The following is a 23,737-nucleotide window of genomic DNA, read 5'->3' on the forward strand; positions in this document are numbered from 1 at the left end:
GGCTTGCGGGTGTCAGACCAGGCTCTCACCCGAGCGGGAGCTGTCAACCCCGGGGGGTGCCGCCGAGGTGGCGCGGGAAGCCCGGAGGCCGGGCCTTCGAAAACCTCAAGCTCGGAACCAGAGGCCGGCGCCGGGCGTGTCAACCCCCTCTGTGCCGACGGGACGATTCGGGGGTTCGCAACATAAAGGCCACTAATCGCAACGTTCGTGCAGTGGATTCGCCACCTTCAAGGGCCGCCCATGCGCTTCGGTTGCCGAGACCGGGCATTGACGCTGCCCCGCCCGATCCGATCCACTGGAGCCTCCCATGGGCCAGCCTGGCCCGCTCCTTCCGGAGCCACAGGCGTCGCAGTCGTTACCTGCCTTGTGGAGCGGGCTTGTTCGAGCCCATCCCTGTCACAGAGTGATCCGCAGCGGCCCCGAGCCCCTGCGGCGGTCATCCCTGAGGTGGCCTGGTTGTCTTCTTGTGGAGTTCTTGCGTCCGCTGGTCCGGTGTGTGCACCGGGCGCTCTTGAAGCGCGGCGGCGCTGGCATTCATGGTGCGGGTCCTGGAGACCTGCGCGGAATGTGTCGTCTGGTCGAGCACGCGTCCTCAGGACGCCCCTTGCGGTTGCTGGCTCCTGTCGGGGTCACCCGCTTGGCTTCGCTCACCCCTCGCCTCGCCCTGGCTCTGCGGTCAGGGGCGGTCCCACAGCGAGCGACGACCCGTGACGGCTCCACGTCACCCGGACCGATCCACCCGAGGCGTGTCAGGCTGGACCTGCACGCAGATGCCTGCGGCTGACCCTTGAGGCAGTCCGGCATCCCAATCCCACCGCTGCAGAAATGCATACGTGGGGCGGATCACGTTGTCATTTTTAAGACCGACCGCGCCGGGCCTCGCGCCCGGCAAACCTTGGGACGTCAGTCTGCTGTCGTGGTGGGTGGGCTGGCGGGTGGGTTCACCACATCGATCACCAACACTGGCGAAGACTTGCCGATCCTGCTGCACGGGCTGTCTCCAGTGCCTTCTCCCAGCCTGCGGCACGGAATGACCGCCATGCAGCGGGGGACTAAACCGCTCGCGCGGTAGGCGCTGCGGCGACGTTGGCAGCGGTTCGTTGCGCCCGTGACTCTGCGATGTTGGCGATCGAGGCAATCCGCCTCGGTCATCGACAGGAGCAGGATCATGAGTGTCTCCACCCCGACCCCATCAGCCACCGTCTCGCCGCTGCGCCGGCGCATGCTCGAGGACATGCGCATGCGCCAGTTTGCCGAGCACACGCAGGAGGGCTACATCCGCGCCGTGCGCAAGCTTGCCGCCTTCCTGGGACGCTCGCCACACACCGCCACCGCCGAGGACCTGCGCCGCTTCCAGCTGCACCTCGTCGACACCGGCACCGGCCCGGTCACCATCAACGCCACGCTGACCGGTCTGAAGTTCTTCTTCGACATCACGCTGGGCCGCCCCGAGCTCATGCTCAAGATGACGCACGTGGCCGTGCCGCGCAAGCTGCCGGTCATCCTGAGCCCCGAGGAAGTGGGCCGCCTGATCGCTGCAGCGCCCAACCTCAAGCACCAGGCCGCCATGTCGGTGGCCTACGGTGCGGGCCTGCGCGTCAGCGAGGTGGTCTCGCTCAAGGTCGGGGACATCGACGGCGAGCGCATGACCTTGCGCGTGGAGCAGGGCAAGGGCCGCAAGGACCGATACGCCATGCTCAGTCCCGTGCTGCTGGAGCGGCTGCGCGCCTGGTGGCGGCTTGGACACGCCCAGGGCAAGGTCCGCCACGGTGGTTGGTTGTTCCCTGGCCTGGACCCCACCGACCACGTGAGCGCGCGCCAGCTCAACCGCGCCGTGCATCTGGCTGCCGCCACCGCCGGCATCGACAAGCGCATCACGCCACATGGCCTGCGCCATGCCTTTGCCACCCATCTGCTGGAGCAGAAGGTCGACATCCGTGTCATCCAGGTGCTGCTCGGGCACAAGCGGCTGGACACCACGAGCCTGTACGCCGCCGTGGCCACCGATCTGCTGCGCCGGGTGATCAGCCCACTGGATCAGACCTCGGACAGGCCGGCAGCCGAACCCGCGCCCATGCCGGCACCCGAGCGGCCAGCCCAGTAGCCGACCGCCGCCGTGCAGGGGCGACCCGCCCTGGAGGTCGCCGACATCTTCCGTGCGCACGGATCCGCCTGGCGTGACGCCCAGCGTGGTCACCTGAGCCTGGCGCAGCTCAAGGTGATGTCGGCCATCACCCAATGCCGCACGGCGGCACTGGGCGGGCATGTGCTGCGCTGTCAAGGGTGCGGCCAGGACGAAGTCTCGTACAACTCCTGCCGCAACCGGCACTGCCCGAAGTGCCAGAGCAGCGCGGCCCAGCGCTGGCTGGATGCCCGTCAAGCCGATCTCCTGCCAGTCGAGTACTACCACGTGGTGTTTACGCTGCCAGCGCCCATCGCGGCACTCGCGCACCAAAACAAGTCGGCGCTGTACGGCCTGCTCTTCGACATCGCCGCCGAGACGCTGCTGCGCATCGCGGCCGACCCCAGGCACCTGGGTGCCCACATCGGCGCCACGCTGGTGCTGCACACGTGGGGCTCGGCCCTGACCCACCACCCGCATGTGCACGGCATCGTGCCAGGCGGCGGCCTGGCACCCGACGGCTCGCACTGGATCGCCTGCCGGCCGGGGTTCTTCCTGCCGGTGCGGGTGCTGTCGCGGCTGTTCAGGCGCCGATTCCTGGAGGAACTGCAGCGACTGCACGATGGCGGCAAGCTCAGGTTCTTCGGCGAGCACGCGGCGCTGGCCGACGCAGCCGCATTCACGGCCTGGCTCGCGCCGCTGCGCCAGTGCGAGTGGGTGGTCTACGCCAAGCGGCCATTCGCCGGACCGCAGGCGGTGCTGGCCTACCTGTCGCGCTACACGCACCGCGTGGCCATCTCCAACAGCCGGCTGCTCGCGATGGACGAGCGCGGGGTCACCTTCCGCTGGAAGGACTATCGAGCCAAGGGCAAGACGCGCCACAAGGCGATGACGCTGAGCCCCCAGGAGTTCATGCGCCGCTTCCTTCTGCATGTCCTGCCCGGTGGCTTCCACCGGATCCGGCACTACGGCTTGCTGGCCAACAGCCACCGGCGTCACAACCTGGTGCTGGCGCGCGAGTTGTTGCACGCGACCCCGCCACCGCCCTGCGGATGCGCCGACGATGCGTCGGCCGCACCGGCACCCACCTTCGTGTGCGCCCACTGTGGCCATGCGATGGTGGTGCTGCAGGTCTTCTTGCGCGACCACTCGATTCGAGCGCCGCCAACATCATGACCGAGCACCATCACCGCCCATCGACTCGACGCGGCACACGGCGTCCGGTGGACAGCTGCGCGCTCGGCTCGAACGCTACCCCGAATACCTCGCCTACCCACTCGCTGACGACCCTTGCCGCAGCGCCATGGCACACTGCCAGTCCCTCGCGCCGGTCAGCAGTGCCTGTGCAGGGGATCGGGCACTACCGGATCGCCACGCCAGCGCACTCCAATCGCCATAGCCGCTGCGCTTGACGATCACCGTGGCGTTCGCCGCGGTTTCCTCCCTCGAGGCTTATGCAACACCTGCCCGGACGCAGCTAGACACGCGACCGTCTGCGCGTTTGGGCAGGTGTCGCACAAGCCTTAACAGTTGAAGTCGTTCAGCTATCGAGGTTCGACCGGCCGCAGTCGGCCAGAAGCGGTCCTAGCCGAGCGGCACCTTTCGGTCAGCGAATTGACACTCACAGGCAACTTCCGATCGCGGAACGGTTCGCCTTCCTGGAATCACTTTCCAAGAGCTATGCGCTTCTTCAGCGCTGCCATTGGAAAGTCGGGAGGCGTCGGCTTGAACTCCTTCGCCTCCTTTTGCAGGCCATAGCCCTTGCGCTGGTGTGATCGCAATGCCGAGAGGTTGAGTGACATGGTGACGAAGGTCAGGTTGTCGCCCCCCTTGATGCGCACAGGATTCATGAAGTCAGACTTCGACGGGGAGACCACCCGCGAGTCCCCGAATCCGGAGTCGTTGACCTGGACGATGTAGCAGTGCAGGTCGCGTGCTGCCGCCTCAACGATGTTGGAGAAGTAGCTCGTATCGCGGTTGAACTCTGTCGCCACGATGAAGTCAACGTGTCCCTTGAAGATCGTCCGGTCTTCAATGGATGCAAGTTCAAAGCAGTTGTAAATGGCAAAGCTCGCACCTCGCCATCTGAACAGGTGGTATCGGCTGCTCTTCGGCTTCGGCACGACCAAGTGTTCGTTCTTAAGGATGAACTCCTCGGCGGGTGAATAGAAGCGCTTCAGGCGCCGGACTGGGACGCAGGCCCAGTGCCCACTGCCAGTCTGGTACGGCAGCAGTGCAAGAACCTCGTTGAGCGCTTGGCCTTTGTGGTCGATGCGGTGCTCAAGGCCACAAACGACACCAATCCGATGCCTTCGCACCCAGGCGGCCAGCATGCTTTCCCATGCGTGCGGCACGCTTACCTCAGGGAAGACGATCAAATCGATCCGCCGCTTGGAGGCGCTGCGGTACCTGGAGACCTCGTTCAGCAGTGTGGTGAACGGCTTCAGGCGTGCCCTTCCAAGCTTAGGCGAGCCCAGGTAACTCGCCTCGATGTCCTTCTCGTCGACCGGCACATTTGCCAATGCGATCTGAATGGAGTCATGCAGGTCGGTCGCCCCAACGCCAACCGTCACCTCGTCGAATTGGTGGGCACCCATCAGGCTCTCTCCACCCGGTCGATCGAATCAGCTTCGTCCCCACCCTCGACCCATTTGACGCCAGTGGGTGCGTGTCGGTTCGCTGCCTCGAAGACCGTGCTGGCAAAGTCGAACGGCGTGGCTTTGCCAAGCTGAACATTGCCGCTGTAGGCGAGCAACATACACTCGTCGAAGTTCAGGAATCGCGGCGTCCATGCCAACTTGTGCGGGTCGTGCTTGGCCGGTGTCTTCAGCACTCGCTCGCTCAAAGGCCCTGTATACGTGGTGAAGTTCAGCAGCGGTGCTCTGACAAAGTGATGCCGCAGCAGGTTCGCACGTCGGAACTCCTCGGCGGGCACATCTTCGAGGAGTTCCAACAGCCCAATGTCTTCCTCGCAGACGGAATCTGACAGTGAAAGGGCCAGCTTCAGGTGCTGAGCAAGGTTGGCCACAAGCTCCTTGGTGACCCGATCATCGGCGTGCCGCACCCTGGGAATCTCGCCCTGCAACTGCTTCAAGAATGTCTTCGCAGTGGCTCTGTCTCCCGCGATGCCCAAAAGCGTGAAGACCCGCTCCCACAAGTCGAAGTACTCGATTGCACAGCGTCCCTTGAAGAAGTTCTGCAGGCCTTGACTCACTTTTCGGTCCGGCGGATCGTCGGTCACCAGGTGCAGGATGGTTTGCCGTGCGAGGTGCTTCGCTAGCTCGTAGCGATTCTCCGCAACGCCCTTGACGCTTCTGAACTTGTTGACCGACCCTTCGTAGAGCAACTCGTACGCCACGTCCTCCATGGAGTTGTCGGCCTCATCGACCGGCAGAAGCAGGAAGTCGCTGCCGTTTTGCTCAAGCTTCTTCTTGAACTTTTCCAGCCCGGCGATGGAGTGACGCGCATCGAAGTACTGCAGGATGCACTTCGACTGCTGCAGTTGTAGCGTGGGCCGCTGGCGCAGGTGGTAGGTGCCGTTGACTGGGGCCTTGAGCAAACGCGGGCGGACAAGAATTTCGTCGATGAACGCCGCGACCGGGTTCTTATCACCTTTGTTCGGGTCCTGACTGGCCGACACCACCAGCAAGATGTCGTCGACGTAGCGTCCGTAGTAGGCAGGCCTAACCGTCTTCAAGACCGCCGCATCGAAGTCTTGCAGGTACCAGTTCGCCAGTACCAGTGATGAACAAAGTCCGATTGGCAACCCAGGCTCGGACTCCGCAAGTTCGGGATGCGTTCGCGACAGTAGCGGTGCTATGCAATCGTGGTAGGCGACGCCGATCGCCTCGATGCAATCGAGAAGCGCCCCTTCATCTCTCAGGGCTCCGGTCGCCTGGAGCGCTTCTCGTACCTGGTCGAAGTCGATCGCCACCCGATAGAAGTACTCTCGCAAGTCTAAGCCGAGGATCGCAACGCTACGCCGCTCTCCTACCAGCAACTGCTTTGCCTTGCGTATGCCGGTGTCGCGCCAGCGCGAATACTGCTCGTGGTACTTGGTGAAGAGTTGAAGCGAGTCGTCGTTCTCCTCGTGGAGCCTCGGCGACAACCGAGATCCGCAGCACTCGGGAAGGAACTTCGCATCCAGGTGCCGGCCCTCCCGCATCAGCCACAGCACCGCAATCAGGTGCAGCTCGATGGGGCCGTCGAAGAAGTAGTTGACCGTCTCAACGCTGACGGATGGCGCCGAGGTGACGTTGGTGATGAACTTGCCCCCCAACTCATCCGCTGCCAACGTCGCAGCTCTTGGAGGGCCGAGCTTCTTCGGCACGACACGACAGCCAATCTGCCGCAACCATCGCTTGAAGCGTCGGTCTGCGGCAGGCTTTGCCGCGTCCGCAACCTGTTGCACTGCCTGCAGATTGGCCTCGAACTTGTCCGAACATTCGAACTTAGCCAGCCGCTCGCGCAAGCGCAAATCGGTCTTGTCGTAGTAAACGTAGCTCTTCAGCTTGCGATACGCGGTCTCGATCTCTGATCCTGTCGCGGACATCTCGGCTCCCCTTGCTCTTATCGCTTGAAGCGAATGGTACGTTGTCGGTCGAGTAGAGCACAAAGGGAAACGGTGATCCACCGCGCAGCATCAGACCCACAACGGCTGTTTCCGTGCGTCGCGCTGGTCAAGTGGCGGATGACCGCTTCGGGGAGCTAGTTCTTGCCCGGCTAAGACCGCAACGGGTCGGTGGACTAAACCGCTCGCGCGGTAGGCGCTGCGGCGACGTTGGCAGCGGTTCGTTGCGCCCGTGACTCTGCGATGTTGGCGATCGAGGCAATCCGCCTCGGTCATCGACAGGAGCAGGATCATGAGTGTCTCCACCCCGACCCCATCAGCCACCGTCTCGCCGCTGCGCCGGCGCATGCTCGAGGACATGCGCATGCGCCAGTTTGCCGAGCACACGCAGGAGGGCTACATCCGCGCCGTGCGCAAGCTTGCCGCCTTCCTGGGACGCTCGCCACACACCGCCACCGCCGAGGACCTGCGCCGCTTCCAGCTGCACCTCGTCGACACCGGCACCGGCCCGGTCACCATCAACGCCACGCTGACCGGTCTGAAGTTCTTCTTCGACATCACGCTGGGCCGCCCCGAGCTCATGCTCAAGATGACGCACGTGGCCGTGCCGCGCAAGCTGCCGGTCATCCTGAGCCCCGAGGAAGTGGGCCGCCTGATCGCTGCAGCGCCCAACCTCAAGCACCAGGCCGCCATGTCGGTGGCCTACGGTGCGGGCCTGCGCGTCAGCGAGGTGGTCTCGCTCAAGGTCGGGGACATCGACGGCGAGCGCATGACCTTGCGCGTGGAGCAGGGCAAGGGCCGCAAGGACCGATACGCCATGCTCAGTCCCGTGCTGCTGGAGCGGCTGCGCGCCTGGTGGCGGCTTGGACACGCCCAGGGCAAGGTCCGCCACGGTGGTTGGTTGTTCCCTGGCCTGGACCCCACCGACCACGTGAGCGCGCGCCAGCTCAACCGCGCCGTGCATCTGGCTGCCGCCACCGCCGGCATCGACAAGCGCATCACGCCACATGGCCTGCGCCATGCCTTTGCCACCCATCTGCTGGAGCAGAAGGTCGACATCCGTGTCATCCAGGTGCTGCTCGGGCACAAGCGGCTGGACACCACGAGCCTGTACGCCGCCGTGGCCACCGATCTGCTGCGCCGGGTGATCAGCCCACTGGATCAGACCTCGGACAGGCCGGCAGCCGAACCCGCGCCCATGCCGGCACCCGAGCGGCCAGCCCAGTAGCCGACCGCCGCCGTGCAGGGGCGACCCGCCCTGGAGGTCGCCGACATCTTCCGTGCGCACGGATCCGCCTGGCGTGACGCCCAGCGTGGTCACCTGAGCCTGGCGCAGCTCAAGGTGATGTCGGCCATCACCCAATGCCGCACGGCGGCACTGGGCGGGCATGTGCTGCGCTGTCAAGGGTGCGGCCAGGACGAAGTCTCGTACAACTCCTGCCGCAACCGGCACTGCCCGAAGTGCCAGAGCAGCGCGGCCCAGCGCTGGCTGGATGCCCGTCAAGCCGATCTCCTGCCAGTCGAGTACTACCACGTGGTGTTTACGCTGCCAGCGCCCATCGCGGCACTCGCGCACCAAAACAAGTCGGCGCTGTACGGCCTGCTCTTCGACATCGCCGCCGAGACGCTGCTGCGCATCGCGGCCGACCCCAGGCACCTGGGTGCCCACATCGGCGCCACGCTGGTGCTGCACACGTGGGGCTCGGCCCTGACCCACCACCCGCATGTGCACGGCATCGTGCCAGGCGGCGGCCTGGCACCCGACGGCTCGCACTGGATCGCCTGCCGGCCGGGGTTCTTCCTGCCGGTGCGGGTGCTGTCGCGGCTGTTCAGGCGCCGATTCCTGGAGGAACTGCAGCGACTGCACGATGGCGGCAAGCTCAGGTTCTTCGGCGAGCACGCGGCGCTGGCCGACGCAGCCGCATTCACGGCCTGGCTCGCGCCGCTGCGCCAGTGCGAGTGGGTGGTCTACGCCAAGCGGCCATTCGCCGGACCGCAGGCGGTGCTGGCCTACCTGTCGCGCTACACGCACCGCGTGGCCATCTCCAACAGCCGGCTGCTCGCGATGGACGAGCGCGGGGTCACCTTCCGCTGGAAGGACTATCGAGCCAAGGGCAAGACGCGCCACAAGGCGATGACGCTGAGCCCCCAGGAGTTCATGCGCCGCTTCCTTCTGCATGTCCTGCCCGGTGGCTTCCACCGGATCCGGCACTACGGCTTGCTGGCCAACAGCCACCGGCGTCACAACCTGGTGCTGGCGCGCGAGTTGTTGCACGCGACCCCGCCACCGCCCTGCGGATGCGCCGACGATGCGTCGGCCGCACCGGCACCCACCTTCGTGTGCGCCCACTGTGGCCATGCGATGGTGGTGCTGCAGGTCTTCTTGCGCGACCACTCGATTCGAGCGCCGCCAACATCATGACCGAGCACCATCACCGCCCATCGACTCGACGCGGCACACGGCGTCCGGTGGACAGCTGCGCGCTCGGCTCGAACGCTACCCCGAATACCTCGCCTACCCACTCGCTGACGACCCTTGCCGCAGCGCCATGGCACACTGCCAGTCCCTCGCGCCGGTCAGCAGTGCCTGTGCAGGGGATCGGGCACTACCGGATCGCCACGCCAGCGCACTCCAATCGCCATAGCCGCTGCGCTTGACGATCACCGTGGCGTTCGCCGCGGTTTCCTCCCTCGAGGCTTATGCAACACCTGCCCGGACGCAGCTAGACACGCGACCGTCTGCGCGTTTGGGCAGGTGTCGCACAAGCCTTAACAGTAGCTGCCGTTCGACACGCCTGCAGCGACCGGCAGCACCCAGTCTTCAACGGCCATTCAGTCAACTCAGCCAGAACGATTGGCCAAAGGTCACCATCGGCGCGAGGTGCCACCACCAAGACAGCCACCCGCCTGCACCTTCTCCCGCCCCGGCCTGGACCAAGGCCCGCTGGATGTTTCATGATCGACGGCAGCCGGACCTGCGTACGTCCGCCCAGCGCCCTGGTCTTGCTTCATGCTCCTGTCCAACACCCCTTCGATCAGGCCGTCCGGTCGAGCGGCTGCGTCCGGTCCAACGCCGGCGCGCCGTCGCCCAAGACCCGCTCACGGCCAACGCCGCCTCGCCTCGGAACAGGTGTCACGCCCGCAGGACTGGGCCACTCTCAGCCCGACAGAAATCCTGGCGCGCCACCCACCCGGCCGCAGCTCGCCGGAGCGGGTGCTGGAGGTCTGCCTGGCGCTGTACAACCGGCAGCACACCGCGCTGGAGAAGACGGTCTCGCACAAGACGCGGCATGAACGCGCTCAGTTCCTGCGGCGCTTCTTTCGGGACCTGCAGCTCAAGGCGGGGTTCCGGGAGCCGCCCGACCCGCGCAACCTGGGGCAGAAGCACCTGCGCGCCATGGTGCTGGTCTGGCAACGCGAGCAGCTGGCGCCCGCGACGATTCAGACCTACCTGAGCTTTTTGCGCGGGCTGGCGCTGTGGCTGGGCAAGCCGGGGCTGGTGCGGGGGCCGGCCTTCTATGGGCTGCAGCCGCAGGAGTTCCAGCGCCACGAGGCGGCCACGCGCGACCGCAGCTGGTCGGCGCAAGCCGTGGACATCGGCGCGGTGGTCGATCGCATCACCGCCTTCGATGCCCATGTGGGCGCCAGCCTCGCGCTGATCCGTGCCTTTGGGCTGCGGCGCAAGGAGTCGGTGTGCTTCCGGCCCTTCGACAGCGTGCTGCCTTTTGAAGCCACGGGGCTGCCACCCGAGGAGCGGCAGGCCCAGGAGTACGTGCGCATCGTCGGCAAGGGTGGGCGGCTGCGCTTCGTGCCGATCGACAGCCCGGAGCGCCTGGCCGCCGTGCTCCAGGCCCGGCGCCTGGTGCGCAGCCAGGGGGATCCGCTGGGCGACCCGACCCGCGACCTGCGCGGCAACCTGCGGCGGTTTGACTATGTGCTGCAGCGCTTTGGCGTGACGCGCCAGCAGCTGGGGGTCACCGCCCACGGATTGCGGCACGAGGTGCTGATCGATCGCTACCAGTCCCTCACCGGCTCGGCGCCCCCGGTGCGGCAGGGGCCGCGGGTGGAACCTGAGGTTGACCACAGTGCCCGGCTCGAGGTCTCAAAGCTCGCCGGGCATGCCAGGCTCAAGGCATCGTCTGCTTACCTGGGGGCGATCCTCCCGCGCCGGGGCTGACGCGGCGGCAGCTTTCAGGCCAGCGGCCTGGCCCCTCTCGGCTGCTCAGCCGCAGACAACGGCAGCGCGTTCAACTCCAGGCGCGCCTCCCGCCAGCTTGGACAGTGCACATCGAGCAGGGCCTTGAACCGTTCGTTGTGCCGCGGCTCCAGCAGGTGGATCAGCTCATGCACCACCACGTACTCCAGCAGGTCCTTGGGCTTCTTCACCAGCTCGGTGTTGAACCGGACCGTGCCGGCCCGGTGGTTGCAACTGCCCCACTTCGTCTTCATGCGCTGCAGGAAGTACCGCTGCACCCTCACCCCCAGCCTGGCCTCCCACTGGGCGATCAGCGGCGGCAGCGTGGCATGCAGCAGGCTGCGCTGCCAGTCGTGCATCACTTCCTCTCGCCTGGACTGGCTGCTGCCCGGTCGAACTGACAGGGTGATGCGGCGGTGGTCCACCTGCACGTTCGGCCGGCCATCGCGCTCGACCACGGACAGCAGGTGGCGCCGGCCCCACAGCATGTGGGACTCGCGTTCCAGGTACTGGCGCGGCGTTTCCCGGGCCTGTTCATGCATCCGCTCGCGCTGCTGGCGGATCCAGCCTAGGCGGGTGATGGCGTAGGCCCGCAGCACGTCGTCGTGGGCGTCGGGCGGCGCGACCAGGGTCACGCTGCCCAGCGGCGGGTGCACGCTCAGGTAGACGTGTTTGACCTGGCGCCGCTGCAGGCCGATGGTGATGTCGCCCAGCTCGATGACCTCTCGGGTCATTGCGGGTTCGGGTGTGGTCATCAGCATCAATAGCCGGGCTGGTTCTTGATGATCTCGAAGATCGCCATCGTGGCGGGCCGGTTCCGTTTCATGAGGGGGAAGAGCACGTTGAGCAGCTGCGCCTCGCGGGCCGGGTCGCCCCGCCAGTCGGCCGGGGCATGGTCACACACCGCCCGGTCGAGTTGTAGCGCCAGGGCCACGAACTCACCCGGGTAAGGCGGCGCCGATTCTGCCGCCGTGTTCGGCGGCGCTGCCGCGGCCAGGATGCCCGGCAGGTTCTGGTACAGCACCGCGGCGGGTTTGTTGTGCTTCAGGGCGGCCGGCAGGTCGGCGGTGCCCGCCCCCTCGACCACCTTGCGGGCCAGCTCCTCCGCGCTCCGCAGAAAGGCTTCGTAGGACTGCGCATCGTCGCGCTGCTTGCGGATCAGGTCGTCCAGCAGCCTGGACATCTGCTCGTAGTACTTCGGGTTGGTCAGCTGTTCATGGACGATGGTCTTGCGGACGTTGTTGAGGATGCTCTCGGCAATCGTCTTGCGACTGAGCTGCCCGCGGGCGTTGAGCTTGGCGGCAATGGCATCGTGCACCCCGCTCTTGACGATCCACTCGGTCAGCGACACCCCTTCCAGGTCGCCCAGCACATCGGTGGGCTGGGCCAGGATGTAGGTGTTGATGAGGTGGCGCATGTCCGCCTCGTAAGGTTTGACGTCCAGCTCCTCGCCCGCGTGGTTCTTGATGGCTGCGCGCAGGTCGGCATGGAACCTGGCGTCCTGCGCCAGCGCGTCCACCTGCGCGGGCGGGTAGCCGGCCTCCTCCAGGTGCGGGGCCAGCTCCGCATAGGCGCGCAGGAAGGCCGCCACCGCCTTGTAGAAGGCGATGCGCAGCGGCTCCGTGGTCGCCAGCGCCGCGGCGTCGGCCCCGTCACCGCAGAAGTACAGGATGAACTGCTCGATGCCCCGCGGCGGCGCCACCGGTTCGCACAGGTAGTGCAGCGCCTCGCGGGCCTCGTCCAGTCGGGTCCGGCCCGCCTCTCGCCAATCCTTCACCTCCACATTGCCGTCGGCGCCGCAGCTCTCGGTGTCGATCTCGTCGGAGGTGTAGACCGCGATCGCGTTCTGCACATTGGCCAGCAGCGCCTTGTAGTCGACGATGTGGCCGTAGGTCTTGTCGTCGCCGTCCAGGCGATTGGTGCGACAGATGGCCTGGAAAAGGTTGTGATCGCGCAGCTCGTTGTCCAGGTAGATACAGGTGCAGCTCGGCGCATCGAAGCCGGTCAGCAACTTGCTCACCACGATCAGCAGCTTCAGGTTGGCCGGTTCTTCGATGAAGCGCCGCTTCATCTCGGTTTCGTACTGGGCTGTGGTCTTGAACCCGCTCTTGCTCAGCAGCTCGGTGTAGGTGTCGAACTTGTAGCGCTCGTCGCTGTCCTGGGGTTCCTGGGTGATCGCGCCGGCATTGGGCTCGAAGGAGGTGATCAGCCCGCAGGCCGGCCCCAGCGGCGTGCCCTGGAAGAGGCGGTGGTAATGGCAGGCGTCGTAGATCGAGGCGGCCACCAGGAAGGCGGTGCCGCGGCCATTGTTCAGCCGCGGCAGGACGCCGAAGTCGTGGTTGATGTCCGCCACGATGCGCTGCTTGCGCCCGGCCGAGCTCATCAACTCCTCCATCGTCGCCCAGCGGCTGCGCAGCACCGACTTCTGGTAGCGGTTCAAAGATCGGGTGCGGGTCTCGAACCAGTCGTCCACCGCCTTCGGCGAGGTCAGCGCCTGCGGCACCTCGCGGGCTTCGTACTTCAGGTCCAGCACCACCTCGTCTTCCACCGCCTCATGGAACTTGTAGGTGTGGATGAAGCTGCCGAACACCTCGCGCGTGGTCTGCCGGTCGCGGCGCAGCAACGGCGTGCCGGTGAAGCCGATGAACAGCGCACCGGCCAGCCAGCGCTTCATCTGCCGGTTCATGTCGCCGCCCTGGGTGCGGTGGCATTCGTCGACGAAGACATAAAAGCGCCCGCTCAGCCGGGGCGGCTCACCCCGCAGGTCGGACACGTCCACCTTGTGGATCAGCGCGCACATCAGCCGCGGGGACCCTGCCCCCAGCTTGTCCACCAGCTCTCGGCGCGACAGGATGCGCGGCGACGGGTCCGTCGCCCCGATCACCCCGGCGTTGCGCATCACCCCCTCGATCTGCTTGTCCAGCTCGTCCCGGTCGGTGATCACCAGCACCCGCGCCTCCGGGTCGTGCTCCAGCAGCCACTTGGCCAGCAGCACCATCAGGATGCTCTTGCCGCTGCCCTGGGTGTGCCAGATCACACCACCCTCCTGCCGGGCGATGCGCGCCTGCGCGGCCTTGATGCCCTCGTACTGGTGCAGGCGGGGCACCTTCTTCTGCCCACCGTCGAAGATGATGAAATGCCGCAGCAGGTCCAGCAGCCGCTCGGGCTGCAGCATCTGGGCGAGCGGCCCATCCAGCAGCTCACCTGGCGCCAGCCCGGCGGCTGGGTCGGCCTGGTGCTTCCAGGCCACGAAGAACTTCTCGGGCGTGCCGGTGGTGCCGTAGCGCAGCCCCTGCGAGTCGCTGCCGGCCATGACCAGCTGCACCGTGCTGAAGAAGGCCTGGTGAAACGCCGGCTCCTGGTTGGTGATGAGCTGGCGGATGCCGTTGCCCACGTCCACCGAGCTGCGCTTGAGCTCGATGACCACCACCGCCAGGCCGTTGAGGTACACCACCAGGTCGGGCCGCCGCTCATGCGCCCCCTGCAGCGTCACCTCCTCGGCCAGGGCGAAGTGGTTCCGGCCCGGCTCCGTCCAGTCGATCAGGTGCACCGTCTCATGCGGCGCGCCCGGCGCCAGCTGCACCGGCACGCCGTAGCGCAGCAGCTGGTAGCTGCGCAGGTTGGCCTGGTAGAGCGTGATGCCGGTGGCATCGCTGGCCGACATCAAGCGCTGCAGCGCCTGCGACACATGGGCGTCGGTGTAGCCGCGCTGCAGCAGGTTGGCGCGCAGCAGGCCAGCCTCCACGCAGCGGTTGCCTGGCCGCTCGCTCCAGTCGCCCAGATACGCATAGCCCAGCCCGCCCTGGTCGGCGGGGCCGGTCAGTCGCTCGATGACCCGGTTCTGGGTCACCCGTTCGGGGCGTGGTGGCGCGGTCATGGTGGGATCCCTGATTTGACTTACTTGGTGGATTGACCCGTCGTTCCCTTCCACAGCGCAACGTAGTCGTCGTGGGTGAAAGCCGGTGCGATCAGAAGCTGCCGAGCCAGGTCGCGCTTGCGGGCCATCAGCTGCTGGAGCTGGATGTCGAAGCTGAAATCCTCACGCCCAGGCAGCAGCGCCATGGGGTAGTAGATGTGGACCTCCTTGGCCTGGCCGATGCGGTAGACCCGGTCGGAGCATTGGTCCTCGACGGCCGGGTTCCACCAGCGAGACAGGTGGATGACGTGATTGGCGGCCGTCAGCGTCAAGCCGACTCCGCCGGCCCGTGGCGACAGCAGCATGACGTCGAAATCCGCCTCCGTTTGAAATCGCTCGACCCGTGCCTGGCGTTCAGCGGTGGGTACCTGGCCGTTGATGACCATAGGCAGGCGGCTCAACCCGTAGCGGCGCTGGATCAGATGTGGCAATTGCCCGGCCTCCTGCAAGTCCAGCGACTCCAGGAAAACGAGCGCCTTTTCTCGACGAGCGGCCACTTGGTCCAGCACAGAGAACATGGCGAGCATGCGGGCCGAGTCCCCGATCACGAGTTCATCGCCGTGCCGCGCCCCACCGTCGACGAGGTTCGGGTGCAGTGAGCTGCGCCGCAAAGCATGGATCAACTCCAGCGTCGCCGAGGGTCCTTTTTCCTGGAAGACCGTCAGCGAGCGCTCGTACACCTCTGCCTGCCTGAGTGGCATCGGCAACGCGATCTCGTGTTCGTGCTTGGAAGGCAGGCCCTGGAGCTTCTCCGACTTGAGTCGGCGCAGCAGCAGGCGTGGCGCTTCGAAACACTCGGCCTCCTCCTGCCAGATGGCCTCTCGCAATGCGCTGACGTTCGACGGCTCGGCCTCGAACCGGGCACTGAACGAGCGTAGATCCTTCAGTGCACCGGGCTGGACTGCATCGGCCACACACCACAGGTCGGCCAGGCGGTTCTCGACAGGTGTGCCGGTCATCGCAAGCATGAAGTCCGCATTCAGCGCCTTGACGGCATGGGTCACCCGGGTCGCCGGTGACTTGATCTTCTGGGCTTCGTCGAGGATCACCAACGCGAACCGGATGGCACCGAAGCTCAGTTGGTATTCGTTGACGGCCTCATAGTTGGTGAAGACGATGTCCGCGCCCGTAAGCCGTGCGGTATCCAGGCCGGCTGTGCCCAGTCGATGGCTGCCCCGCTTGAGGGTGCGCATGTCAGGTCCGTAAGCCCTCAACACGTCGCCCAGCCCATCGCCTGCCAGATGGGCCTCGGCCTCTCTCTCCCAGTTGGCCAGCAAGCCCACCGGCGCCACCATGAGGATGGGGCGCCGCTCGATGCGCCCGGACAGCATCTCCTCACGGATCCACCGGGCGAAGACCAGGGCCTGATAGGACTTGCCCAGCCCCATGTCGTCGCACAGCATGGCGCCCTTGCTGCCCTGGACCCAATGCGCCTGAAGCCAGCGCACACCCGTTTCCTGATGCGGCTTGGGTCGAGTCAGCACGCCCGTCGGCCAGCCGGTCTGGCCTGGGCGTCGTTCGACTCGGGCATGGTCAAAATCCTCGCCATCGAAATTCGTCTCGATGATCAGGACCTCGGGGGCAGTTGGATCAGCACCCGCGGCCGGACCATCTGCGCCGGTCCGTGTCAGCGTCCGGTGCAGGGCCTGCAGAGCCCGGCAGTTCGCTGGCGTCGCATCGAGCTCGATGTCGTCCACCCGGGCGGTGGGCGCATGGCGGGCCACCGCCTCGTTCATGGCCTCCAACAGGCTTCCGAGCAGCGCGGCGTCCATCGGCACGTCCTTGCCGCCGATTCGCAATCCCATCTCGACTGGTGCAGCCCAGTCCTGGCTCGCAATCTTGATCCAGGGAAGCACCGGTGGCTTCCACTCGGCGATGTCGCGCACCCGCTCCGCGTAGCTCTCGGTCTCAACGAAAGGCAGAGGCTCGGCCTCAGTCGTCCCGAGCAACTCCCGGATGATGGCCTCCGGTGCCCGCGCGGCCCGCTTGCGTTCCTCGGCCGGCGCCTGGCGCAGTTGGCGGACCTTCTCCAAGCAGACCCGCAGCGGCTCCTCGACGACGACGTAGGTGCCCCCTCCCAGAGCGAAAGCGCTGGCACCCGGGCGCTGCTGGTCCAGGCGCTGCACCATCAGTGCTTCGTCGGCCTCGGTCAGCGCCCGCAAGCGCGCTGGCTGCTCTGCGCCCAGATCTTCAGCTTCCCGCAACAGCACGGGGGCCAATTGCACTTGCCCCGCATCGTCCTCGGTGATCGACAGCGTGAACGCCGACGGCACCACTACCCGGAAGCCACGCAGGTAAGAGTCCGTCAGCCGCTCCGCGCCGTCCTCCCCCAGCGCTTGGCGGATCTCGGCCCAGGCCTGCAGCTGACGGTCCACGAGATCTTCGCCGCCAGTGAGTGCGTTGAAGCGCTCGACAGCCAGCAGCGACTCGAACATTGCCGCGGGCATGCGCGTGCGTTCACCCTGCCAGTCCACCCAGGGACCAACCGATGCGGCACCGCGCGCCGGCAGCGTCTTGCCGGGAAGCAACCAGCGCGCCTGCAGCCGGCAGCCAGTCGCGCCGATGGCGCCATTGGCGCGCACGTCCAGCGACAGCGGCGTGTTCGCCGGCAGGCCGAGCTTCAGGGCAACACCTTCAGTTAGAGCCGCCACCGCCTCAGCCGGCAGCGTGAGCACAGAGGCCGCCTCCCCGGCGAGGCCCAGTCCGAAGTGCTCGTCCAGCTCCTGCAGCGCCGCGGCCACTGCCACGGGTGCTTGCTGCAGAAACCGTGGAAGAGGCTGCCCCAGCTCGGCTCTTGCCCCCCGGTCGTCCAGCTCCCATTTCATGCGATCTCCCGGTCGGGCAGATAGACACCCGTGTGGCTGTTGATGAAATCCCGTGCCTTTTTCTGCCAGGTACCGCCGTCCGACCCGTGGTGGTACAGGTGGGGATTCTTGTTGTCCGCGGTCGCGTCGTGCATCCACATCGAGCGGTCGTCCGTTAGTTCTTCGCGGTCGTACTCATTGCGGTAGAGCTTCGGGGCCTTAGGGTCTGCCGTCTTGTAGGCGCGCAAGGCGCCGCTGTGACTCCATTCGACGAAGGTGAGGTCACCCAGTTGCAGCAGTAGCACAGAGCGGCGCCCCGGAGAATCGTTCAGCAGCGAGCCGCACTGCATGCCGGCCCCCAAATTGCTGTAGCCAATCCGCTCCTTGGCCTCCGAGCCCAACACCAGCCAGACGTCATCGACGTAGCCGCGGCGGTGGTAGGCCAGCCAAAACTTCTCCCGGTACTCCCACGTTTCGTCGGCGGTCAGCTTGAGCGCGTTGACGAAGGTTTCCAGTGACTTGCCCGCCAGCCAGCGCTTGACCACCGACACCGCTTCGTCGTGCACCCCCTGCCACTGGTAGCCGGCGCGCCCAACCCATCGCGGATCGCCGTAGGACTCCGGCGGCACGAACGTGGCCATCAGCTTGTCCCTGATCGTCGCGGCAGCGTGTTGACGGTGATCTACCCAGGGCAGCAGCAGGCCGTTGGCAAACGGTACGCGCAGGGACGATCGTGCGGGTGCCTCGCCCGTGTGCGCCGACCAGGCCAGCACCTTGTCGATGGCCGGCTCCAGCCTCAGCGTCGGCTCCGGCGATTGCAGCAGCGCCTGCAGAACCTGCCGCCCGAGCGGTGAGGCCGGAAAGTCCGGCGCCAGACAGAGCTCGACCAACCAGCCGTCGATCGAGCCGCGGTGGGCCAGCAGGGCCGCCGCGAGGCGCGGCCCCAATCGATCGGGCTGCAGCAGCCCGACGCGTTCGTGTGCCGTTCTCAGCGTGGAGGCCAAGGGGCCTACGGCCATGCCCACCTGGGTGGAGAACTCCTGCGCATAGCGGGCGAACGCGCGGTCTCCACTTCTGAACGATCCGATGTACGTATGAAACAGCGGGGCCAGCCAGCGGGAGGCCATCGTCGGCCTGCTCGTCAGCGCCGGACGCAGCACCTCACGCCAATAGCGGCGCACCAGCCGGGGCTCCACTTCCGGCAGGGGCTCCTGACCGCCGTCCCAGTAGGCGTAGGGCAACTGTCGCCACTGGCCGGGACTGAGGTCGTCGTAGTGGCGGCTGCGCGCCTGGGCGTAGGCCTGCCGCAGGCGCTGGGCAAGGCTGAGCAGATCGGCCGGCCGTGGCTCCATCGGCCCGGTACTCGATCCAACTGCGGCATCGACCAGTTGAGGAAAGCCACCTGGCAGCGGTGCGAACAGGCCCATGGTGCTACTTCCCGGCCGACCGGTTGACGGCGTCCATCAGCTCGCCGATCGGGCGGTACGTCATCACGATGCGCAGATCGACGCGGCGGTTGCGGCTGTCGGTGGGATCTGTCCCTGCGATCGGCCGGCTGTCGGCATAGGCGCTGAAGGAGAACATTGGCTGGTTCTGCTTATTGCGGTATCGGCTCAGTGGCGTCTCGGTCACCAGCACCTTGTGCACCGCCTGGGCCCGGTCCAGCGACAGGTTGGTGTTCGTGTACCCAGGGGTGCTCATCGGCCGGCTGTCGGTGTGGCCTTCGATGAAGATGGTGTCGATCTGGTGGCCGGCCGGGTTCTGGATGCACTCGGCATGGCCCGCCTTCTGGTTGGCGACGAAGCAGGGCAGCACCGCCTGAAGTGCGGAAGCCGCCTGTCGCAGAGCTTCCACCCCCTTGGGTTCGAGCGTGGCCTTGCCAATGTTGAACAGCAGCGACTCGGGCAGCGAGATCACGCCGGTGGCCGGGTCGATGCGAATGTCACCGCCCAACGCAGGCGCCAACGCGCCACCCAGCTCGGTGACCACCTCGCCGCGTGGGTCCTTGGTTTGATTGAACACCGCCTCTTGGCGCCGCTGCTCCAATGCCAGCACCACTACGAGGATGATGAAGACGAAGAGCAGCCCGATCATCAGGTCAGAGGCCGAAGCCAGGTAGTTGCTTTCCGACTCCGACGCCGTGGCCGCGGGCGGGGTTGAGCGTCTGGGCGTGATCCACATGGCTCACCCCCGCTGCGGCAGCTGGCCAAACGAATCGTTCAGCGCCTCGATCGCGCCGCTCATGTTGTGGATCGAGCCATTGATGCCACTGATCGCCTTGGACAGTGCCGCATCCAGCTGTTGGTGCAGCGCCGCCACCTGGCCTGAGTAGGCGCCGACGCCCTCGCGCATCTCGGCCACTGTCTTGTGCAGTGTCTTGGAGGTGTCGTCCATGGCGCGCCGGCTGCTTTCGGTGGCGTCGCGGGTCTCGCGGGCGGTGCGCGCCAGCAGCTCGGTGACCTGCGCTATGGCCGCCAGCGCCTGAGGGGCGCGAGCCGTCAGGTCGGTGTTCACCGCCGTCATCGCCTTGCCCAACTCGGCTATCGAGGCGGTCGAGCTGCGCACGTCATTGGCCGCGCCATGCAGGCTGGCGACCAACGGTTCCCAGGTCGACGCGGTCTGCCCCATTGCCTGGACCACCACGCCGGCACGGGCCAGCCCCTCTTGGAAGCGGGCGGCACTTTCCTCGCCCTGCGTGGCCAGCCGGTGCGCCGCCTCGGCGATGGACAGCACCTCACGGCTCATCGCAGCCGTCGATGTGGCCACTGCGTCCAGCTTCGCGCTCATCACCTCGCCGAAGTTCGCCGCGTGCTCGGCCAATCGCGCCGCCGAGGTGTCGAAGGCCGCAGCCGCCTGCGCCGTCGAGCCGCCCAGCACCCCGGCAGCCGTCTGCGCGCCCTGCGTCAGCAGGTCCACTGCGCCGGTCACACCGCTGGCCCACTGGGCGCTGGCCTGCTGCGCCGCCTCGCCCAGGCGCTGCATCACGCCGGACATGGCCTTGTCGACCTGCACGCCCGCCTGCTCCAGGGTCTGCGCGCATTGCGCCACCTTGGCCTCCATCGTGGTCGCCAGGGCTTCGCCATGGCGGCTCATCGAGGCGCTGGCGCTGTCGATGCTTGTGGCCGCCTGCTCGCCGGCCGTCTGCAGGCGCATTGCGGCTCCGTCGATGCGTTCGCGCAGCGTGTCCGCGGCCCCCTGCATCGCCGTCACCAACTGCGCGCCGGCTGCTTCGGCACCTTGGGCAATGCGTTGACCGGCGTTGTCGAGCTGGCCGGAGCTGGCCGCAGCGGCGTCCAGCATCGCCCGGGCGGCCGCAGCCAAGTCTGCGCTGAAGTTGGCGCCGGATTCCCCCATGCGCGTCACCAGCTCATTGCCGGCGTCCTCGATCTGGCGCGCCGCCTCGCCCGCGCCGCTGTGCAAGCTCGAACCCGCATGGGCCAGCTGGCTGGCCAGGCCCACCAGCGCGCCCTTGAATTCCGCCATCTCCTCCCGGGTCGCCTCGGCCAGCCGCCGGGCGTGCTCATGGGCCATGCGGTCCAGACTCTCCTGGTTGATGGTGCCGATGCGCTCGGTGAGCGTGTCCAGCGCACGCACCAGCTGCTGCGTCATCGCCTCGAAGCGTGGCGCCAGCGCGCTGTCGATCGCCGTGCCCATCGACACAGCCAGGTCGGTGGAAAAGCGCTTGAACGAAGCCGTCTGCTCTTCTGTCACCGCGTGCAACTCCTGGGCGGTGCCCAGTAGCTCCTCGGTCAGCTTCTTCTGCTCGTTGAGCACCTCGGTGGCGGCCAGGCCATTGGCGTGCTGTGCCGTCAGCTTCTCCTGCATCGCACCGAAGAGGCTGAACTGTGCGGTCACCGCCCTCTCGCTGCCGGTAAAGGGTGCCAGGCGGTCCAGCTCGTTCAGAACGTCGTCGCAACACCGCTCCAGCCTGGCCATCTGCCACTTGGCCGCGATCGTCCATGCCACGGAGGCCGCCAATCCGGCCAGCGAGGTGACGAACTTGCCTCCCGCCGTGCGCAGCAGCTCGCGGGTCGCCTCCAGCAGCGTCTGGCCGCCACCCTGACCGGCGAGGGCGGCCGTGGCGCCAGCCAGCGCCAGGGTCAGGAACAGGAAGGTGAACAACAGGCCGATGCCCACCAGCAGGTTCGGTACCGCCTCGGCCATGTTCAGGTTCAACCGGCCCATCAACAGACGCGGTGGCGTCCACAAATCGCGAGGTGAACCCATGAAGACCGCCCGCGGGCCGTGCTGCGTGGACAACCAGACCACGCGTGCGGCCGTCTCGCGCCAGACCTCTTGCAGGCCCGGAAAGGTTCCCAAGGTGCCCGTCGCCGAGAGGCTGACCTGTTGGACCTCCAGCGATTTCACCTTCTTCAGTTCGCCCGCGAGCTTGCGCAGCTCCTGCTTCAGCTGGCACAGAGGGCGGTAGTACCAGAACAGCCCCAGGAGTAGGGCGATCCCAAGGATGGCCCCTGCGATGTAGAGGATCTTCGGGTCTTCGGCCCACGTGACCACGAAGAATCGTTCCAGCGAGGCCAGGAAGCCCTTGTCGTTGGTGTCCAAATCACTCTCCCATTCTTCTTGATTGCTGTCTGCGCCGCTGGCGCTGCGTTCAAAGACGTTGTCGTTTCCGACCGCCTCAGGAGGCTCCGGGTGCGCGGGTGCGGGTCATGTCTGGTCGTTGGGCAGGCCCTGTGCCGCCGCCTGCTGCCAAGCCCGCCCCGCCGGTGTCAGCCGATAGCGTTGCAATCGACTGTTCGGCTTGTCCGGAAGCGTCATCTCGACCAGGCCGCGGTCGATGGCCGGGAGCAGGAAGGCCTGGCCGAAGTGGTTGCGGTCACGCAGCCCCAATGCGTCCATCAGCTCCTGTCGGGAGTGTTCGCCGCTGAAGGCCCGAACCAACGTGCCGACTTGCTGGGTGACTTGCTGGGTGACTTGCGGGGTGACCTGCTGGGCGCCCTCCCCGGCCGCCGGCCGGCGCACAACCACGCGGAACTGGTTGGCCGCCACCTCGTCGATCAGATCGATGGCGGGCCAGTCGCGCAGCGCGCGTGGGATGCCGGTGCCCAGGCCGCGGTAGGGCAGCAGGTGCACCGCGTGTTCGGTGAGCGTGGGATTGCGGCGGTTGGTGGCGCCGCGGCGAATGGCCTCGGTGCTCAGGCTGTCGGGCAGGTGGCCGGGGCTGATGATCTCCAGGCGGTCGGCGAAGACCATCAGGCGGATCGATGCGCTGGTGAAGTGGTCGCGGTGGATCAGCGCATTGACCAGCAGCTCCTCCAGCGCCTGCTCCGGGATCTCCAGCTGGCCGAGGGTGTTGAAGCCGCGGTCGCCCTGCACATGCCGCAGGTTTCGGCGGATGAAGGCAAAGCTGCGCTGGTACTGCTCGGGCAGCGTGCCGTCGATGTCCTCGCTGTCCAGGTAGCGGGTGTCGGTCAGCGCCGTGCCGGGGAAGCACACCGCCTTGACCACCAGGGCCGGGCGCAGGCGCTGCGGGCGCTGGCCGAACAGCAGCAGCCCTGCCAGGTTCAGCTCGCCGCCGTCGCTCAGACCCAGGTTCTGCAGCAGCTGCTCCAGGCCTTGGCCGGCGTACTCAGGGCGCTGGCCGAAGCGGCGCTGGAAGTAGGCGGTGAAGGCCTTCTCGTCGATGTCCGCCGGTGAACTGCCGGCCACCGGCACGCCATCGGCGTAGACCAGGCCCGAGCGCTGGAACATGCGCTGCATTTCCTCCCGCGCGGTCACATGGCGCTTGTCCGCGCCCTGCTTGACCCAGATGCGGCCCTGGTGGTCCACGTAGGGCTTGGCGAGGCCGTCGGGCACGCTCACCACCATCACCAGGCCGCGGGCGGTCTGCACGTTTTCGGTCAGCGGGTGCACCGGCGGGCGCAGGTGCTGGCTGGCGGCGTTGCTGAGCAGCTGGTTGAGGCGCCGCACCGCCGCGGCGTCCAGCCCGGTGACGCTGCCATCGTCGGCCACGCCCAGCATCAGCTGGCCCCCGCCGCTGTTGGCCAGCGCCGCCAGTTCGGCCGCCACGCTGTCGGCGTTGGTTTCGTCGCGCTTGAACTGGTGCCGGCTGTCCTCGCCGCGGGCCAGTATTTCCAGCAGTTCCGTTTCGGTCATGACCCCGCTCCTG

The 23,737-nt window shown here is 66.8% G+C and carries 15 protein-coding genes; 5 read left to right on the plus strand and 10 right to left on the minus strand.

The features are described from left to right. Positions 1–903: 903 nt before the first annotated feature. Complete coding sequence (locus NGK70_RS15775; RefSeq protein ID WP_251969464.1) at positions 904–1,170, minus strand: hypothetical protein; 267 nt, start codon at positions 1,168–1,170, stop codon at positions 904–906. Here NGK70_RS15775 and NGK70_RS15780 point away from each other — a divergent pair. Together NGK70_RS15780 and NGK70_RS15785 are read left to right on the plus strand one after the other, a co-directional pair. Beyond that, the gene (locus NGK70_RS15780; RefSeq protein WP_251969465.1) at positions 1,169–2,104 is read left to right on the plus strand and encodes a tyrosine-type recombinase/integrase; all 936 of its coding nucleotides are present in this window, start codon (positions 1,169–1,171) and stop codon (positions 2,102–2,104) included. The genes NGK70_RS15775 and NGK70_RS15780 overlap by 2 nt on opposite strands. Before the next feature lie 12 nt (positions 2,105–2,116). Further along, positions 2,117–3,298 carry an IS91 family transposase gene (locus tag NGK70_RS15785; RefSeq protein WP_251969466.1) on the plus strand — a complete coding sequence of 394 codons (1,182 nt, stop codon included), beginning with the start codon at positions 2,117–2,119 and terminating at the stop codon, positions 3,296–3,298. A 488-nt stretch (positions 3,299–3,786) separates the two neighbouring features. Here NGK70_RS15785 and NGK70_RS15790 read toward each other — a convergent pair whose 3' ends face one another. Beyond that, positions 3,787–4,719 (minus strand): carbon-nitrogen hydrolase family protein, encoded by a 933-nt coding sequence (locus NGK70_RS15790; RefSeq protein ID WP_251969467.1) that lies wholly within the window; start codon positions 4,717–4,719, stop codon positions 3,787–3,789. Further along, positions 4,719–6,674, minus strand: coding sequence for an RNA-directed DNA polymerase (locus NGK70_RS15795; RefSeq protein ID WP_251969468.1), 1,956 nt, complete (start codon positions 6,672–6,674; stop codon positions 4,719–4,721). The genes NGK70_RS15790 and NGK70_RS15795 overlap by 1 nt, the downstream gene beginning before the upstream one ends. A gap of 310 nt (positions 6,675–6,984) precedes the next feature. On the opposite strand from NGK70_RS15795, the gene NGK70_RS15800 reads away from it, so the two are divergent. The 3 genes from NGK70_RS15800 to NGK70_RS15810 all read left to right on the plus strand — a co-directional run bounded on the left by NGK70_RS15800 (position 6,985) and on the right by NGK70_RS15810 (position 10,869). Further along, positions 6,985–7,920: a tyrosine-type recombinase/integrase gene (locus NGK70_RS15800; RefSeq protein WP_251969465.1), complete on the plus strand. Its 936-nt coding sequence runs from the start codon at positions 6,985–6,987 to the stop codon at positions 7,918–7,920. Between the two features lie 12 nt (positions 7,921–7,932). Then, the gene (locus tag NGK70_RS15805; RefSeq protein WP_251969466.1) at positions 7,933–9,114 is read left to right on the plus strand and encodes an IS91 family transposase; all 1,182 of its coding nucleotides are present in this window, start codon (positions 7,933–7,935) and stop codon (positions 9,112–9,114) included. Between the two features lie 708 nt (positions 9,115–9,822). Beyond that, entirely contained in the window at positions 9,823–10,869 is a 1,047-nt protein-coding gene (locus NGK70_RS15810) for an integrase domain-containing protein (RefSeq protein WP_251969469.1), read from the plus strand. A 14-nt stretch (positions 10,870–10,883) separates the two neighbouring features. Here NGK70_RS15810 and NGK70_RS15815 read toward each other — a convergent pair whose 3' ends face one another. From NGK70_RS15815 to NGK70_RS15845, 7 genes are all read right to left on the minus strand, one after another. After that, a complete protein-coding gene (locus NGK70_RS15815) occupies positions 10,884–11,642 on the minus strand; it encodes a M48 family metallopeptidase (RefSeq protein WP_251969470.1) in 759 nt (252 codons plus the stop codon). Positions 11,643–11,647: 5 nt separating this feature from the next. Continuing rightward, on the minus strand, positions 11,648–14,764 hold the full coding sequence (locus tag NGK70_RS15820; protein WP_251969471.1) for a type I restriction endonuclease subunit R: 3,117 nt from the start codon (positions 14,762–14,764) through the stop codon (positions 11,648–11,650). Between the two features lie 20 nt (positions 14,765–14,784). After that, positions 14,785–17,628, minus strand: a complete 2,844-nt coding sequence (locus NGK70_RS15825; protein WP_251969472.1) for a DEAD/DEAH box helicase — start codon at positions 17,626–17,628, stop codon at positions 14,785–14,787. After that, the gene (locus NGK70_RS15830; RefSeq protein WP_251969473.1) at positions 17,625–19,034 is read right to left on the minus strand and encodes an EH signature domain-containing protein; all 1,410 of its coding nucleotides are present in this window, start codon (positions 19,032–19,034) and stop codon (positions 17,625–17,627) included. The genes NGK70_RS15825 and NGK70_RS15830 overlap by 4 nt, the downstream gene beginning before the upstream one ends. 4 nt (positions 19,035–19,038) lie before the next feature. Further along, complete coding sequence (locus tag NGK70_RS15835; RefSeq protein WP_251969474.1) at positions 19,039–19,788, minus strand: OmpA/MotB family protein; 750 nt, start codon at positions 19,786–19,788, stop codon at positions 19,039–19,041. Between the two features lie 3 nt (positions 19,789–19,791). Then, complete coding sequence (locus NGK70_RS15840) at positions 19,792–22,170, minus strand: hypothetical protein (RefSeq protein ID WP_251969475.1); 2,379 nt, start codon at positions 22,168–22,170, stop codon at positions 19,792–19,794. A 105-nt stretch (positions 22,171–22,275) separates the two neighbouring features. After that, on the minus strand, positions 22,276–23,724 hold the full coding sequence (locus NGK70_RS15845; protein ID WP_251969476.1) for a Fic family protein: 1,449 nt from the start codon (positions 23,722–23,724) through the stop codon (positions 22,276–22,278). Between the last annotated feature and the right edge of the window lie 13 nt (positions 23,725–23,737).

The organism is Sphaerotilus microaerophilus, from assembly GCF_023734135.1.
Lineage (GTDB): Bacteria > Pseudomonadota > Gammaproteobacteria > Burkholderiales > Burkholderiaceae_C > Sphaerotilus > Sphaerotilus microaerophilus.

Bases quoted from the DNA above. Each gene is read 5' to 3' on its own strand.
- NGK70_RS15795 (WP_251969468.1), bottom strand. From the start codon at position 6,674: ATGTCCGCGACAGGATCAGAGATCGAGACCGCGTATCGCAAGCTGAAG.
- NGK70_RS15835 (WP_251969474.1), bottom strand. From the start codon at position 19,788: ATGTGGATCACGCCCAGACGCTCAACCCCGCCCGCGGCCACGGCGTCG.
- NGK70_RS15830 (WP_251969473.1), bottom strand. From the start codon at position 19,034: ATGGGCCTGTTCGCACCGCTGCCAGGTGGCTTTCCTCAACTGGTCGAT.
- NGK70_RS15825 (WP_251969472.1), bottom strand. From the start codon at position 17,628: ATGAAATGGGAGCTGGACGACCGGGGGGCAAGAGCCGAGCTGGGGCAG.
- NGK70_RS15845 (WP_251969476.1), bottom strand. From the start codon at position 23,724: ATGACCGAAACGGAACTGCTGGAAATACTGGCCCGCGGCGAGGACAGC.
- NGK70_RS15780 (WP_251969465.1), top strand. From the start codon at position 1,169: ATGAGTGTCTCCACCCCGACCCCATCAGCCACCGTCTCGCCGCTGCGC.
- NGK70_RS15790 (WP_251969467.1), bottom strand. From the start codon at position 4,719: ATGGGTGCCCACCAATTCGACGAGGTGACGGTTGGCGTTGGGGCGACC.
- NGK70_RS15800 (WP_251969465.1), top strand. From the start codon at position 6,985: ATGAGTGTCTCCACCCCGACCCCATCAGCCACCGTCTCGCCGCTGCGC.
- NGK70_RS15820 (WP_251969471.1), bottom strand. From the start codon at position 14,764: ATGACCGCGCCACCACGCCCCGAACGGGTGACCCAGAACCGGGTCATC.
- NGK70_RS15815 (WP_251969470.1), bottom strand. From the start codon at position 11,642: ATGACCACACCCGAACCCGCAATGACCCGAGAGGTCATCGAGCTGGGC.
- NGK70_RS15775 (WP_251969464.1), bottom strand. From the start codon at position 1,170: ATGATCCTGCTCCTGTCGATGACCGAGGCGGATTGCCTCGATCGCCAA.